Consider the following 15,168-nt stretch of genomic DNA (forward strand, 5'->3'; position numbering starts at 1 on the left):
TCAGGCAAATTCATCCTAATAAAAACCTGTTTGATAAAGCGTAATAGGGCGTTTCGATACGCTCCAGTTTTAACCGAGTGCCTGCTATGAACAAACCAATCGATAACACCCATAATAAATTCAGAGCAAAGCTGGAAAAGCTTCTGGAAGGCAGCCAGATTTTTTTTAATGGAAACAATCCCTGGGATGTCCAGGTTTACAACCCGGACTTATACGAAAGAATATTGACCGAGGGGTCGGTCGGCCTAGGCGAGGCCTACATGGATGAATGGTGGAGCTGCGAGCAACTGGACGAGTTGTTCAATAAATTTTTTTCGGGTGTGCTGAGCACTCGGGTCAAGCTCGATCCGCATTCGATCAAAAACGGACTTTGGGCCTACTTTTCCAATCGGCAAAGCAGAAATCTGGCTTCCCGAATCATCAAGTATCATTATGACATAGGGAATGATTTGTACCGTTCGATGCTGGGCCGGCACCTGGCGTACAGTTGCGGCTATTGGAAGAACGCCAGGACTCTCGACGAGTCGCAGGAGCATAAATTCGATCTGATCTGCAGAAAACTGAATCTGCAGCCCGGCCAGAAAATACTCGACATGGGCTGTGGCTGGGGCGGATTCATGAAGTACGCGGCTGAGCATTATCGGGTGTCCTGCGTCGGGATCACTCTGTCGGAAGAACAGCACCGGTTTTGTATCGATTTATGCAAAGACTTGCCGATAGACATTCGTCTGGCCGATTACCGGGAACTGAACGAAACCTTCGATCATATCGTGTCGATCGGCATGTTCGAACACGTGGGTTACAAAAATTACGGCGAATACATGAATATCGCCCGTCGCTGCCTCAAGGACGACGGGTTGTTTCTTCTTCATTCCATCGGCGGCAACAAGTCGGTCATCGCCACCGATCCCTGGATGGAAAAATACATATTCCCGGGCGGCATGTTGCCTTCCATCAAACAAATCTCCAAGGCGACGGAAGGCAAATTCGTCATGGAGGACTGGCACAATTTCGGTGCCGACTACGACAAGACCTTGATGTGCTGGTTTGAGAATTTTTCCAAAAATTGGGATGCCATCAGCCATTTGTACGACAACCGTTTTTTTCGCATGTGGAAATATTACCTGCTGTCGTGCGCGGGCGCGTTCAGGGCGCGTGAAAACCAGCTCTGGCAGATCGTATTCTCCAAGCAAGGGGTCAGGACGGGTTATGCATCGGTTCGATGAGCGGAAAAAAAGCCGGCGGCTCCCGGCTCCGTTCAAAGAACAGTCGGGCTGCCACGCAATCGGTTTGTCGCACTGTGATTTCACCGGGCTGGAAACGACGAAAAAACGGCATTTATTTTTCGGAACATGGTATTAAAAAATTTGGTAATGACCCGGTGGTTATAATCTTGTAAAATTACCCGTGTTTGTATTTAGACAACGGGATGAATCTATAAAGATTCATCCCGTTTTGCACATTTAGAGGTGACGTGATTGAGTAAGCCCGCATTGTTGGTATTGGAAGATGGAACGGTGTTTAACGGTGTATCGATCGGCGCGGACGGGTGTCCCGTCGGCGAAGTCGTTTTTAATACGGCGATGACCGGGTATCAGGAAATATTGAGCGACCCCTCCTATGCCCGTCAGATAGTGACTTTAACTTACCCGCATATCGGCAACACCGGCGCAAACAGCGAAGATAATGAATCGGCCCGTATTTTTGCCAGCGGCCTGGTGATCAGAGATTTGCCGCTCGTGGCCAGCAACTGGCGAAGCGAAAGAACGTTGCAGCAGTATCTGGTCGAACATAACGTAGTGGCCATCGCCGACATAGACACCCGCAAGCTGACCCGGCTTTTGCGCGATAAAGGCGCGCAACGCGGCTGTCTCATGGCCGGAGAAAACGTCGACGTCGAGGCCGCGAAGGCGGCGATCGAGGAGTTTCCCGGATTGAAGGGCATGGATCTGGCCAAGGTCGTTTCCGTGTCCGAACCTTACGAATGGACCGAAAACGTCTGGCATCTTCGGAAAGGATACACCCAGGCCGATAATCTGCATTACCATGTGGTCGCTTACGACTTCGGCATCAAGCGCAACATCCTGCGTTTGCTGGCGAACCGTGGCTGCCGCGTTACCGTCGTGCCGGCAACGACCCCCGCCGGGGCGGTCCTGGAGATGAATCCGGACGGCGTCTTTCTTTCCAATGGACCGGGCGATCCGGAGCCTTGCACGTATGCGATCGAAGCGATTAAAGCCATTCTGGCCAAAAAAATTCCGGTCTTCGGCATTTGCCTCGGTCATCAGTTATTAGCCCTGGCCAGCGGCGCCAGAACCGAGAAAATGAAGTTCGGGCATCACGGCGCCAATCATCCGGTGCAGGAAACGGCCACGGGCCGGGTTCTGATCAGCAGCCAGAATCATGGGTTTGCCGTCAACAAGGACAGTCTTCCCGGCAACTTGACCGCAACCTATTACTCTTTGTTCGACGGCAGTCTGCAGGGCGTCAGGCGCACCGATTGTCCGGCGATGAGTTTTCAAGGGCATCCTGAAGCCAGCCCCGGTCCTCACGACGTCGAGTCGCTGTTTGACGATTTCATCGAAATGATGGAAAAAAGACGCTAGGCATGGCGGCCGAGGGAATAGGGAGACTGTTCCTGTCGTCGTCTGCTTTGTACTTTTATCTAGTATTTTTACCAATATGCCAAAAAGAACCGACATAAAATCGATTTTATTACTGGGCGCGGGCCCCATCGTCATCGGCCAAGCCTGTGAATTCGATTATTCAGGAACCCAGGCCTGCAAGGCGCTGCGCGAGGAAGGCTTTCGCGTGGTTCTGGTGAATTCCAATCCGGCCACGATCATGACCGATCCGGACATGGCCGATGCCGTCTACATCGAACCCATCGACTGGCAGACGGTCGAAAAGATTATCGAAAAAGAACGCCCGGACGCGATTTTGCCGACCATGGGCGGGCAGACCGCGCTGAACTGCGCGCTGGCCCTGGATGCCAACGGCGTGCTCGAAAAATACGGCGTCGAGATGATCGGTGCAACCAAGGAAGCGATCAACAAGGCCGAAGACCGCGAACTGTTCAATCAGGCGATGCGCAGGATTGGCTTCGAAGTGGCTAGGTCGAAGACCGCCCATTCGATCGAGGAAGCGCTGGCCGCGCAGGAAGAAGTCGGTTATCCTACGATCATCCGTCCGTCCTTCACGATGGGCGGCAGCGGCGGCGGCATCGCTTACAACCGCGAGGAGTTCATCGAAATCTGCGAGCGGGGCCTCGATTTGTCGCCGACCAACGAGCTGTTGATCGAAGAATCAGTGCTCGGCTGGAAAGAGTTCGAGATGGAAGTCGTGCGCGACTCCAAGGACAACTGCATCATTGTCTGCTCGATCGAAAACTTCGATCCGATGGGCGTCCATACCGGCGACTCGATTACCGTAGCGCCCGCGCAAACCTTGACCGACAAGGAATATCAGATTCTCCGCAACGTCGCGGTGGCGGTGCTGCGCGAAATCGGCGTCGATACCGGCGGTTCGAACGTGCAGGTGGCGATCAATCCGAAGGACGGCCGCCTGATCGTGATCGAAATGAATCCCAGGGTATCGCGCTCCTCCGCGCTGGCGTCCAAAGCGACCGGTTTTCCGATTGCCAAGGTCGCGGCGAAACTGGCGGTCGGCTATACCTTGGACGAACTCCAGAACGAGATCACCGGCGGCGCGACGCCGGCTTCGTTCGAACCGACGATCGATTACGTCGTCACCAAGGTTCCGCGTTTCACCTTTGAAAAGTTTCCTCAGGCCGATGACCGGCTGACGACACAGATGAAGTCGGTGGGCGAGGTCATGGCGATCGGACGCACTTTTCAGGAGTCGCTGCAAAAAGCGTTGCGCGGTCTCGAAATCGGCATCAGCGGGCTCGACGAAGTCATCGATATGGAAGAAGTCGACGCCCACGAGAAAATGCAGCGGGAGCTGCGTCATCCGGGGCCCGACCGCTTGCGTTATGTGGCCGACGCCTTCCGCAGCGGCATGAGCCTTGAAGAAGTGCACGAAGCCTGCAAAATCGATCCGTGGTTTTTGGCGCAGATCGAGGATCTGATCGTTTCCGAAAAATCGCTGGCGACCAAAACGCTGGCGACCCTGAAAGAAGGCGAACTGTACCGGTTGAAGCGAAAAGGCTTTTCCGATCAGCGTCTGGCAAAACTGTTGGGCACGACCGAGTCCGAGGTGCGCAACGTTCGGCACAGGCACGGCATCCGCCCGGTCTATAAACGAATCGATTCGTGCGCGGCCGAGTTTTCTTCCGATACCGCCTATTTGTATTCGACTTATGAAGAAGAATGCGAAGCGCGGGTTTCCGACCGAGAAAAGATCATCATTCTCGGAGGCGGCCCGAACCGTATCGGGCAGGGCATCGAGTTCGATTATTGCTGCGTTCATGCCGCGCTGGCGCTGCGCGAAGACGGTTATGAGACGATCATGATCAATTGCAATCCGGAAACCGTCTCGACCGATTTCGATACGTCCGACCGCTTGTATTTCGAGTCGCTCACACTGGAAGACGTGCTGGAAATCGTCCATATCGAAAAACCCAAGGGCGTGATCGTTCAGTACGGCGGACAAACGCCGCTGAAGCTCGCCCGGGCGCTGGAAGCGGCCGGCGTACCGATCATCGGTACGTCGCCCGATTCGATCGACCTGGCGGAAGATCGCGAACGCTTTCAGAAATTACTGGAGCGGCTGGATTTGAAACAGCCTCCCAACGCGACGGCGCGCTCGGTGGAACAGGCTTTGACCGCGGCCAAGGAACTGGGCTATCCGCTGGTGGTGCGACCGTCTTATGTCCTGGGCGGACGGGCAATGGAAATCGTTTTTAACGAGGAAGGGCTGCAACGCTACATGAAAGAGGCCGTCACCGTTTCCAACGATTCGCCGGTATTGCTGGACCGCTTTCTGGACGATGCGGTTGAAATGGACGTCGACGCTATTTATGACGGCGAGCGCGTTCTGATCGGAGGCTTGATGGAGCATATCGAGCAGGCCGGGGTTCACTCCGGCGATTCCGCGTGCTCGCTGCCTCCTTACGAACTGCCGTTAAAGATTCAGGACCGGCTGCGCGAGCAGGTTAAGGCTCTGGCCGAGGCGCTGGGCGTGCAGGGCCTGATGAATACCCAGTTTGCGATTCAGGGAGAGGACATTTATGTGCTCGAGGTCAACCCCAGAGCTTCACGCACGGCGCCGTTCGTGTCCAAGGCGACGGGCTATCCGCTGGCGAAAATCGCCGCCCGCTGCATGGTGGGGAAGACCCTGGCTCAGCAAGGCATGACCGAAGAGCGGATTCCCGGATACTATTCGGTCAAGGAAGCCGTGTTCCCGTTCGTCAAATTTCCGGGAGTCGACCCGCTGCTGGGCCCGGAAATGAAATCGACGGGCGAGGTCATGGGTGTCGGCAAAACCTTCGGCGAAGCGTTTGCCAAATCCCAGCGAGCTGCCGGCGTCAAATTGAATCACAGCGGCAAGGTCCTGATCAGCATCCGCGATGCGGATAAGGTCAAAGCGCCCGACATTGCCCGAATGCTGGTCGACAAAAAATACGAGATCGTAGCCACCCCTGGCACTGCCAGGTTTTTACAGGAAGCCGGCATTCCTTGCGAAGTCGTTTACAAGGTGAATCAGGGGCGGCCCAATACCGTCGATATGATCAAGAACGGCCAGATCCAACTGGTGATCAACACGACCGAAGGAAAGAAGGCCATTGCGGACTCTTTCACAATGCGCCGGGAGGCCTTGCAGCACCGCGTCACTTATTACACGACGATGGCGGGAGCGAAGGCGGCCTGCTATGCCTTGGGTGAACTGGAAGCCCGCGAAGTGGTTTGTTTGCAGGATCTTCACAAGAGCCTGAATTTGAAAAATTGATAAAATTCCCATGGGGAAATGAAAAATAATATTGGAGTTTCTGAGAGATGAACAAAGTGCCTTTAACCGTGAAAGGAGCGGAGAAATTGCGGGCGGAGCTCGAAGAGTTGAAAACGGTGGTGCGTCCCCGCATTATCGCGGCGATCGCCACGGCTCGTGAACACGGTGATTTGAAGGAAAATGCCGAATACCATGCCGCGCGCGAGCAGCAAAGTTTTGCCGAAGGCCGTATCAAGGAAATTGAAGCCAAGTTGTCCAACGCCCAAATCATTGACGTGACCAAACTGGATCCCGGCGGCAAAGTCGTTTTCGGCGCGACGGTGGAAATTGAAGATCTGGATGCCGAAAAGACGGTGATTTATCAGATCGTGGGAGAAGACGAGGCCAATATCAAGGAAGGGCGCATTTCGATCGGCTCGCCCATTGCCCGGGCCTTGATCGGCAAGGAAGTGGGCGACATCGTGACCGTCAAAGCCCCCGGCGGCAATGTCGAGTATGAAATACTCTCCATTCAATACGTTTAATTCAATTGCAAAATACGCTGAAGGATAGTTCTTTATTTTGGATTTCTTGCCGGTTTGTCGGGATTGAGCCGATAAAGGACGGCGCAAGCTCCGATCGACTGAATGAGTTCGGCCCCGGTGTCCCGGCAAATTTTTTCACTAATTTGTTTGCGATTTTCCCGCTCTGCGCGTATTCTGACCTTAATCAGTTCGTGACTGGCAAGCGCCAATTCCAGTTCGGCCAAAACGGCGGGCGTATAGCCGGCCTGGCCGATCAGGATGACCGGTTTTAAACTGTGCGCTTCGGCTCTGAGTTTTTTCTTGTCTGAAGAGTTCACTGATAAATCCTGAATCAAAAGACGTATTCTACACGAAAAGACCCTTACCTTATGAGCCGAAGTAAAAGCAGCAGCCGCTGGATGCGGGAACATTTTGACGATCCTTATGTCAAATTGGCTCAAACGCAGGGCTATCGTTCGCGAGCGGTTTTTAAGCTGAAAGAAATTCAGGAGAAGGACAGGATTATCAAACCAGGAATGAACGTTATTGATCTGGGGGCGGCTCCCGGGGGATGGTCTCAATTTGCAAAACAGTCGATCGGCAATAAAAACAAGGTGATTGCTCTCGATCTATTGCCGATGGAACCCATTGACGGGGTCGATTTCATACTCGGAGATTTTCGGGAGCAAACCATTCTCGATCAGCTCCGGGCCAGACTGGAGGGCGCTTCCGTCGATCTGGTGATGTCGGATATGGCCCCCAACATGAGCGGAAACAAAAGCACGGATCAAATACGATCCTTATACTTGGCCGAACTGGCTCTGGAGACCGCCCGATCCGTTTTAACCCCGGGGGGCACTTTTCTAGTCAAGTTGTTTCAAGGGGAAGGTTTTGAATCATTCCATCGGGAAGTGCAGCATTATTTTAACAAGGTAGTCATCAGAAAACCGAAAGCATCCAGACCTCGAAGCAACGAAGTATATATTTTGGCTATGGGGTTTAAAAAAACTCCTTGATCCTTATATTGAAGCTATGAGTTATCAGGGTAATCCCGAGGCAGACTGGAATTAACCTGAATCCGTGCTCTGATTTCATTTTGTTGGTATATTCCAATAGCTTAAGCGCCAAATGAGAATTATTTTGGGTGAAAGCAATTCACTCATATCCATTTGTTTTATAAAGTTATTTGTCAAAATGAGCACGGATTCAGGATTAAGTAAAGCATAATCCCTTTTCGGATTGTCTTTGGACGATCGGGCAATAACGACAGTTCCTAAGGAAAACTGCTGATATAATTACTCTGATTTTAAAAAACCAGGAGCTGTTTCGGCTCGGGGCGTGTAATTTGAACGAAATATTAAAAAATATACTATTGTGGGTCGTCATCGCCGTTGTCTTGATGTCGATCTTCAACAATTTCGGCCCGCAAATGGACGGAGCCGACTCTGCGTTGTCTTATTCTCAGTTTATCGATGCAGTCAAATCGGGACAGGTTCAGCAAGTGGTCATCGATGAGAACGTCGTCAAGGGCAAAATGCAAAGCGGCCAGCATTTCAAGACCTATGCACCCAATGACGTCCATATGGTGGATGATTTACTGGCCAACGGCGTGGACATCAAGGCGGTTCCTCCCGAACAGCCTTCCTTGCTGATGCAGTTGCTGATTTCATTCGGTCCCATGCTGCTGTTGATTGCCGTATGGGTATTCTTCATGCGGCAGATGCAGGGTGGCGCGGGCGGCGCGCGCGGCGCCATGAGTTTCGGTAAAAGCAAGGCCCGGATGCTTGAAGAAGACCAGATCAAGGTCACTTTTGCCGACGTCGCAGGCTGCGATGAAGCCAAGGAAGAAGTCGTGGAAATGGTGGATTTTTTAAAAGATCCGGCCAAATACCAGCGACTGGGCGGCAAGATTCCCCGCGGCGCGTTGATGATCGGTCCTCCGGGCACCGGAAAAACTTTGTTGGCAAGGGCAATCGCCGGCGAGGCCAAGGTACCGTTCTTTACCATTTCGGGCTCCGATTTCGTCGAAATGTTCGTCGGCGTCGGCGCGTCGAGAGTACGGGACATGTTTGAAACCGCCAAAAAACACGCGCCCTGCATCATCTTCATCGACGAGATCGATGCCGTGGGCCGTCAGCGCGGCGCCGGACTCGGCGGCGGCAATGACGAGCGGGAACAGACCTTGAACCAGTTACTGGTGGAAATGGATGGTTTCGAAGGAAACGAAGGCATCATCGTGATCGCCGCGACCAACCGTCCCGACGTTCTGGACAAGGCGTTGCTGCGCCCGGGCCGTTTCGATCGCCAGATTACCGTCGGTTTGCCCGATGTAAGGGGGCGCGAGCAGATACTGAAGGTACATTTGAAAAAAGTGCCGACCGAGTCCGACGTCGAAGTGAAATACATCGCTCAGGGCACGCCCGGTTTCTCGGGCGCCGATCTGGCGAACCTGATCAACGAAGCGGCCTTGTTCGCTGCCCGCCTGAACAAGCGTCTGGTCAACATGGCCGACCTTGAAAAAGCCAAGGACAAGTTGATCATGGGTGCGGAAAGACGCTCGATGGTCATGGGCGACAAGGAAAAGAAAATGACCGCTTACCATGAAGCCGGGCATGCCATCGTCGGGCGTCTGGTGCCGGAGCACGATCCGGTTTACAAGGTCAGCATCATGCCCAGAGGGCGCGCGCTCGGCGTCACGATGTTTCTGCCCGAGAAAGACCAGTACAGCGCCAGCAAGCAAAAGCTGGACAGCATGATTTCCAGTTTGTACGGCGGACGTATTGCCGAGGAAATGATATTCGGCTGGGAGCAAGTCAGTACCGGAGCCTCGAATGACATTGAGCGGGCTACCGAGCTGGCTCGGAATATGGTGACCAAGTGGGGCTTGTCGCAGCGTTTGGGGCCTTTGGCCTATAGCGAGGAAGAAGGCGAGATTTTCCTGGGTCGTTCGGTCACGCAGCATAAAACGGTTGCCGAAGAGACTTCTCATACCATCGACGAAGAAATCCGCTCCATTATCGATCGCAACTACGAACGGGCCGAAAGGATTTTAAAAGAAAATATCGACATCCTGCACGCCATGGCGGAGGCTCTGATCAAATATGAAACGATCGACAAATATCAGATCGATGATTTAATGGAGCGCAAGCCGTTAAGAGAGCCCGAAGGCTGGGACGATCGAACCCCGCCGTACGCGTCGACAGGCGAACGTAACTCTTCCGATGCCGGTAACAAGGATGAGAAAAAACCTGAGAAGCCGATAGTCGGCACTGCCGAGCAGAATTAAAACAGCGGCATTCTAATGAAAAGGAGAGGCATTGCATGTCTCTCCTTTTTTATTGAGTTTTTTTAAGGCGCCATTATTGCGAATCGGATTCGCACTGTTTTAAACTGACGCGCTCATCCATTCTGTTAGATCGTTTTTTAACAGCGGGAATATTACCCACTCAAAGGCTCCGCTCTCTTCGGTAGCCGAAAGATTAAAATTTATGACAAAAAAATATTTTGGTACTGACGGCATCCGAGGCAAAGTTGGGGAGCCTCCCATTACTGCGGATTTTTTATTGAAGCTGGGATGGGCTGCCGGCAGGGTTTTTGCCAGCGAAGGGGATGGTTTTGTGCTGGTAGGCAAAGATACGCGTATTTCCGGTTATATGTTCGAATCCGCAATCGAGTCCGGACTGACCGCAGCCGGGGTCGATACCCGCTTGTTGGGTCCCATGCCCACTCCGGGCATTGCCTATTTGACGCGAACGTTAAGAGCCCGGGCCGGCATCGTCATCAGCGCTTCGCACAATCCTTACTACGACAATGGGATCAAGTTTTTCTCGGTTCACGGCACGAAATTGCCTGACGACACGGAATCCAGGATTGAGCAGTACATCGATTCACCGATGACGACCGTGGAATCGTCGAAACTGGGCAAGGCGAAGCGCCTGGTCGATGCGGCCGGGCGTTATATCGAGTTTTGTAAGGCCAGCATACCGCCCGGACTCGATTTCAAGGGTATGCGCATGGTCGTCGATTGCGCCCATGGCGCGACCTATCATATTGCTCCTCATGTGTTCGCGGAAGTCGGAGCGGAAGTCATAGCCATAGGAGCGGAACCCGATGGCCTTAATATTAACGACCAATGCGGCGCGACGAATCCCGATAAGCTGGCGAAAGCGGTGCTGGACAACCAGGCCGATTTGGGCATCGCTCTGGACGGCGATGGCGACCGGTTGATCATGGTCGATCATCAGGGAGAAATCGTCGATGGTGACGAGCTTATCTACATCATCGCTAAATCGAGATTGCAGGCCGGCCGGCTCCACGGTCCGGTGGTCGGCACCTTGATGACGAATCTGGGCGTCGAACATGCCCTGGATAAACTGGACGTGAAACTGCTTAGAGCCAGGGTGGGCGACCGCTACGTCATGGAAATGCTGGTGGAAAACCAGGGCATATTGGGAGGCGAAGGCTCCGGGCATATTATCTGTCTGGACCGAACGACCACCGGAGACGGCATTATCGCCGCATTGCAGATCATGGCGGAAATACACGGCAGCGGCAGAAATTTGCACGAACTGAAAGCGGACGTGCAAAAATATCCGCAAGTGCTGGTGAATGTCAGAACCGATAAAAAAATCAATCCCGATCGCGACGAATCCATTCAGCAAGCCGTCAAAGCGGCTGAAAAAAAACTCGGCAGACAAGGTCGCGTGTTGCTTAGGGCTTCCGGAACAGAGCCGCTTATTCGCGTCATGGTGGAAGGACAGCATGAGGACGCCGTGAATGAGTTGGCCCGGCAATTGGCCGACGAAGTCAGGAATGCAATCAAGGCTTGAAATTGGGATAGTTAATATATATCATAGCCGATTTGATTCTATGTGGGAGTAATGATGCGTCGGTCTCTAGTAGTCGGAAATTGGAAAATGAACGGAACACTAGCCAGTGCGGAAGCGTTGGCGAAAGGCATCATGGCCGGATTAGGCTCAGACCATGCCGACATTGCGGTATGCTCGCCGTATGTGCACATCCCTGCATTAAGCCAATTATTAAAAAACAGCAAACTGGCATTAGGCGCGCAAAACGTCGCCGATAAAAGTTCGGGCGCGTTTACCGGTGAAGTTTCGGCCGCCATGTTGAACGAGTTCGGTTGCAAATACGCCATTGTCGGGCATTCCGAACGGCGCACTTATTACGGCGACACCAATGAATCGGTCGCGGCGCGTTTTTGCCAGGCGCAGGCCCAAAACATCATTCCCATCCTGTGCGTAGGCGAAACGCTGGATCAGCGCGAAAAGGACGAAACGTTCGCGGTCATCGACGAACAGATGGATGCGGTCGTTGCCGCGGCAGGAATCGCCGCTTTCAATACTGCGGTGATCGCTTACGAGCCGGTCTGGGCGATCGGCACCGGAAAAACTGCGACCGATGAACAGGCCCAGGAAGTGCACAAATATATTCGCGGCTATATTGCGGCCAAAGACCGGAGTGTGGCGGAAAAAATCCGGATCCTGTACGGGGGAAGCGCCAAGCCGGAAAATGCAAAAGGTCTGTTTGCCATGCCGGATATTGACGGCGGTTTGATCGGCGGAGCTTCCCTGGATGCGGACTCCTTTTTGAAGATTTATCATTCGATTTAAAGCAGTTTCGACTTTAATATGTATCAAGTTATCATTGTATTTCACGTCCTGCTGGGTTTGGGCATTATCGGATTGGTGCTGATGCAGCAAGGTAAGGGCGCGGATGCCGGCGCGGCTTTCGGAAGCGGTGCGTCGGGTTCCGTTTTTGGGGCGCAAGGCGCCGCATCCTTTTTATCACGTTCCACTGCCATTCTGGCGACCCTGTTTTTTTTGACCAGTTTGGGCCTGGCTGTATTAAACAGTCATAAAGGAGTAGCTTACGATTTGATGAGCGAACCGGCCACTTCAGAAGAGGCTTCGACACTGCCTGTTGTAGAAGAGCCGAAAAAAGAAGAAAATAAACCGGCGGTAAAGTCTGAGGAAGTTCCCGCAGCGGCTACGGAGGCAAAACCGGTCAGCGCCGAAAAAGTGGCAGCCGGTGAGCCGAAGGCGGAAGCAGCCGCAGTTCCCGAAGTAGAAGAAAAGAAGGCGGAAGAAACCAAAAAGACTGAAGCGGCCGATACCGCTCCGGCTAAAGAAAAGAAAGAGACGCCAAAAAAATAAGATTAAAATCTTCCGGAATGATCCAGAGCAGATTTCCGGAGTCACAAAAAATCAAGGATCGAATTCAAAATATAAAGCCAGCTTATGAATAGTGAGCTGGCGGCCGAACAAACGCCGATGTGGTGAAATTGGTAGACACGCCATCTTGAGGGGGTGGTGACGCAAGTCGTGTCGGTTCAAATCCGACCATCGGCACCAATTGACAGACTCAGACGGTCTCAAACAGTCTCAAAACCCGCAAGTCGCAAGGCTTAGCGGGTTTTTTATTGTCTCAACGAATCTCAAGCTGTATTATCCAATACCGTAAAACATGACGGTATTCCTTACGGTATCAGCCATTTACTGTATATCGCATACCGTCAAAAGGCATTTTTAATACCGTCAAAGAATCCCGGAGGCTGCATGTTAAGCGACATTCAAGTAAGAAAAGCAAAAGCCCAAGACAAGCCCTATAAGCTGGCCGACGAAAAAGGATTGTACCTCTTCATTACGCCACAAGGCGGTAGATTATGGCGTTTTGATTACCGCCATGAAGGGAAGAGAAAGACGCTTTCCTTTGGCGTTTATCCCGATGTGAGCTTATCGGATGCACGTGGAAAACGCGACGAAGCCCGAAAGCTCATAGCAACCGGCAGCGATCCCTCTGCACAGCGTAAAGCGGCAAAGGCGGCGAAGGCTGAACGCGCCGCCAATAGTTTTGAAGTGATAGGCCGGGAATGGCATCACATCCACATGAGCGACAAGACCGAAGACCATGCCAAGCGAACTTTAACCCGTCTGGAGCAGGACGTTTTTCCCTGGCTTGGCGGGCGGCCGTTAGCCGAGATCGAGGCGCCGGAAATCTTAACCGTTTTGAGGCGTATCGAGGCGAGAGGCGCGAACGAGCTGGCGCATACGGCAAAGCGCACAATCGGACAAATATTCAGGTTTGCCATTGCAACGGGCAGAGCGGTAAGAAACCCGGTCCCCGACTTGCAGGGCGCCTTAAAGCCCGTATCGGTGACGCATTACGCGGCCATTACCGACCCCGGAAAAATTGGGGAATTATTGCGGGCTGTCTACGGATATACAGGCAACCTTGAAACCCGGTGCGCTTTTAAACTCTCATTCTTCGTTATGTTGCGACCTGGCGAAGTGCGCCGGGCCGAATGGTGCGATATCAACCTTGAGCGCAAAGAGTGGCGCATACCCGGCCATAAAATGAAGATGCGGGACGAGCACATTATTCCGCTTTCACGTCAGGCCATTGAGATTCTGGAAGAGATACGGCCGTTGACCGGAGGAGGGCGCTACGTTTTTCCGAGTGTCCGAAGCGCAGACCGGCCGATGAGCGAAAACACCATTACCGGCGCACTGCGGCGCTTAGGTTATAGCGGCGATGAAATGACAGCTCACGGCTTCCGATCGATGGCGAGCACTCGGCTTAACGAATCGCATTTATTCCACCCCGATGCGATAGAAAGACAGCTTGCCCATGGCGAGCGGGATAGCGTACGGGCGGCTTACAACAGGGCTCAATATTTGCCCGAGCGGGCCAAAATGCTGCAATGGTGGGCCGATTATCTGGATGGATTACGAGAGGGTGCCAAGGTTATTCCGATACGGGAGGCTAAGCGGTGAGTGTTCGTCTGGATTGCGGCGATTATAAGGGGCTGTTCCCGATGGAGTTTCATATTGTTGGAGTCTATTTCATCAAGTACGACGTGAAACCGCTTATAGACCTGTTGCGCTCTGATCGGGAAATATCAGGGGGCATGCGCAGTTTTATAGCCGATGCTCTATCTGGAAAGTTCAAGCGTCCTCCCGGTAAGAAACCTTCTAAATTATCGCGTGATATGCGCATCCACGATAGGCTGGTAGATTTGGCCGAGGAAGCCAAGGCTAAAGGGAAAAAAGGCCTGTACACCGCCCATGTAACAAAAGTCATGCACGAGTTTAACCTCAGCGAGCACGACGTGAAAAACGCTTATAAGAGAGTGGAAAGAATAAGGAAGGATAGGTTGAAACTTCAGGAAGAATTAATAGCGTCCGGAATGTGGAGGCTGGAAACCGACAGCGACGGGGAGACCCTTCTAATCTCTTGCATTGAACCGCCCTGGCTAAAAAAGCCGACCGAAGAGTAAAACAGCCATCGGACTTAGTGGAAAAAAGGTTTTTTTACTATTTTCCACTAAACTCCTTAAAACCGTGTTTAATATACAGAGCCATACCGCACCAATCCCGGAGCGGCACAACCTTTCTAAGGATGTTCAATGGCTACAATCACACCTATTCAACCCACCCGTAACACTGTAGCGGCAGCCGTCATGCCCGACATCAAGCCGCTGCTACGTCGTCCCGCTGTTGAAGCGGCGACCGGCGAAAGCCGGTCAACAATCTACCGCAAAATCGAACGCGGCCTTTTCCCCAAGCCTGTTTGTATTGGCCGAGACAAAAACGGAAATGCAAGTCAAGCCGGATGGCCGGCGCATGAAGTGGCGGCCATCAATCAGGCCCGTATTGCCGGAAAATCAGACGAAGAAATAAAGAAACTCGTGGCCGAGCTGGAGGCCGCGCGGACTATTGGCACGGGGGCCTGATCG

Annotated in this window: 13 protein-coding genes and 1 tRNA gene; 13 read left to right on the top strand and 1 reads right to left on the bottom strand. The window is 52.9% G+C overall.

The genetic code is table 11. The features are described from left to right. Positions 1-86: 86 nt before the first annotated feature. The 4 genes from cfa to greA all read left to right on the top strand — a co-directional run bounded on the left by cfa (position 87) and on the right by greA (position 6,434). Entirely contained in the window at positions 87-1,226 is a 1,140-nt protein-coding gene (gene cfa / locus A3OW_RS0122870; RefSeq protein WP_020565792.1) for a cyclopropane fatty acyl phospholipid synthase, read from the top strand. Between the two features lie 252 nt (positions 1,227-1,478). Continuing rightward, on the top strand, positions 1,479-2,606 hold the full coding sequence (gene carA, locus A3OW_RS0122880) for a glutamine-hydrolyzing carbamoyl-phosphate synthase small subunit (protein ID WP_026223875.1): 1,128 nt from the start codon (positions 1,479-1,481) through the stop codon (positions 2,604-2,606). A gap of 76 nt (positions 2,607-2,682) precedes the next feature. Continuing rightward, positions 2,683-5,910, top strand: coding sequence for a carbamoyl-phosphate synthase large subunit (carB, locus tag A3OW_RS0122885; RefSeq protein WP_020565795.1), 3,228 nt, complete (start codon positions 2,683-2,685; stop codon positions 5,908-5,910). A gap of 47 nt (positions 5,911-5,957) precedes the next feature. Continuing rightward, positions 5,958-6,434: a transcription elongation factor GreA gene (greA, locus tag A3OW_RS0122890; protein WP_020565796.1), complete on the top strand. Its 477-nt coding sequence runs from the start codon at positions 5,958-5,960 to the stop codon at positions 6,432-6,434. A 32-nt stretch (positions 6,435-6,466) separates the two neighbouring features. Here greA and yhbY read toward each other — a convergent pair whose 3' ends face one another. Beyond that, entirely contained in the window at positions 6,467-6,751 is a 285-nt protein-coding gene (gene yhbY / locus A3OW_RS0122895; protein ID WP_020565797.1) for a ribosome assembly RNA-binding protein YhbY, read from the bottom strand. Positions 6,752-6,802: 51 nt separating this feature from the next. On the opposite strand from yhbY, the gene rlmE reads away from it, so the two are divergent. The 9 genes from rlmE to A3OW_RS0122940 all read left to right on the top strand — a co-directional run bounded on the left by rlmE (position 6,803) and on the right by A3OW_RS0122940 (position 15,165). Further along, the gene (gene rlmE, locus A3OW_RS0122900) at positions 6,803-7,429 is read left to right on the top strand and encodes a 23S rRNA (uridine(2552)-2'-O)-methyltransferase RlmE (protein WP_020565798.1); all 627 of its coding nucleotides are present in this window, start codon (positions 6,803-6,805) and stop codon (positions 7,427-7,429) included. 329 nt (positions 7,430-7,758) lie between these two features. After that, positions 7,759-9,699 (top strand): ATP-dependent zinc metalloprotease FtsH, encoded by a 1,941-nt coding sequence (ftsH, locus tag A3OW_RS0122905; protein WP_020565799.1) that lies wholly within the window; start codon positions 7,759-7,761, stop codon positions 9,697-9,699. A 202-nt stretch (positions 9,700-9,901) separates the two neighbouring features. After that, complete coding sequence (gene glmM, locus A3OW_RS0122910; protein WP_020565800.1) at positions 9,902-11,242, top strand: phosphoglucosamine mutase; 1,341 nt, start codon at positions 9,902-9,904, stop codon at positions 11,240-11,242. A gap of 54 nt (positions 11,243-11,296) precedes the next feature. Further along, complete coding sequence (tpiA, locus tag A3OW_RS0122915) at positions 11,297-12,043, top strand: triose-phosphate isomerase (protein ID WP_026223877.1); 747 nt, start codon at positions 11,297-11,299, stop codon at positions 12,041-12,043. 18 nt (positions 12,044-12,061) lie between these two features. After that, positions 12,062-12,586, top strand: a complete 525-nt coding sequence (gene secG, locus A3OW_RS26695; RefSeq protein ID WP_020565802.1) for a preprotein translocase subunit SecG — start codon at positions 12,062-12,064, stop codon at positions 12,584-12,586. A gap of 113 nt (positions 12,587-12,699) precedes the next feature. Continuing rightward, positions 12,700-12,784: transfer RNA gene (locus A3OW_RS0122925), tRNA-Leu, on the top strand. 204 nt (positions 12,785-12,988) lie between these two features. Further along, complete coding sequence (locus A3OW_RS0122930; RefSeq protein WP_020565803.1) at positions 12,989-14,206, top strand: tyrosine-type recombinase/integrase; 1,218 nt, start codon at positions 12,989-12,991, stop codon at positions 14,204-14,206. After that, positions 14,203-14,709 carry a hypothetical protein gene (locus tag A3OW_RS0122935; protein ID WP_020565804.1) on the top strand — a complete coding sequence of 169 codons (507 nt, stop codon included), beginning with the start codon at positions 14,203-14,205 and terminating at the stop codon, positions 14,707-14,709. Before A3OW_RS0122930 ends, A3OW_RS0122935 begins: the two co-directional genes overlap by 4 nt. 129 nt (positions 14,710-14,838) lie before the next feature. After that, entirely contained in the window at positions 14,839-15,165 is a 327-nt protein-coding gene (locus tag A3OW_RS0122940; protein WP_232422425.1) for a helix-turn-helix transcriptional regulator, read from the top strand. The last annotated feature ends 3 nt before the right edge of the window (positions 15,166-15,168 follow it).

This window comes from Methylosarcina fibrata AML-C10 (assembly GCF_000372865.1).
In the GTDB taxonomy this organism is placed as follows: domain Bacteria; phylum Pseudomonadota; class Gammaproteobacteria; order Methylococcales; family Methylomonadaceae; genus Methylosarcina; species Methylosarcina fibrata.

What these genes read in the sequence shown, in the direction of transcription:
- tpiA (WP_026223877.1), top strand. Translation starts at nt 11,297, where the DNA reads ATGCGTCGGTCTCTAGTAGTCGGAAATTGGAAAATGAACGGAACACTA.
- A3OW_RS0122940 (WP_232422425.1), top strand. Translation starts at nt 14,839, where the DNA reads ATGGCTACAATCACACCTATTCAACCCACCCGTAACACTGTAGCGGCA.
- glmM (WP_020565800.1), top strand. Translation starts at nt 9,902, where the DNA reads ATGACAAAAAAATATTTTGGTACTGACGGCATCCGAGGCAAAGTTGGG.
- A3OW_RS0122930 (WP_020565803.1), top strand. Translation starts at nt 12,989, where the DNA reads ATGTTAAGCGACATTCAAGTAAGAAAAGCAAAAGCCCAAGACAAGCCC.
- carB (WP_020565795.1), top strand. Translation starts at nt 2,683, where the DNA reads ATGCCAAAAAGAACCGACATAAAATCGATTTTATTACTGGGCGCGGGC.
- greA (WP_020565796.1), top strand. Translation starts at nt 5,958, where the DNA reads ATGAACAAAGTGCCTTTAACCGTGAAAGGAGCGGAGAAATTGCGGGCG.
- secG (WP_020565802.1), top strand. Translation starts at nt 12,062, where the DNA reads ATGTATCAAGTTATCATTGTATTTCACGTCCTGCTGGGTTTGGGCATT.
- cfa (WP_020565792.1), top strand. Translation starts at nt 87, where the DNA reads ATGAACAAACCAATCGATAACACCCATAATAAATTCAGAGCAAAGCTG.
- rlmE (WP_020565798.1), top strand. Translation starts at nt 6,803, where the DNA reads ATGAGCCGAAGTAAAAGCAGCAGCCGCTGGATGCGGGAACATTTTGAC.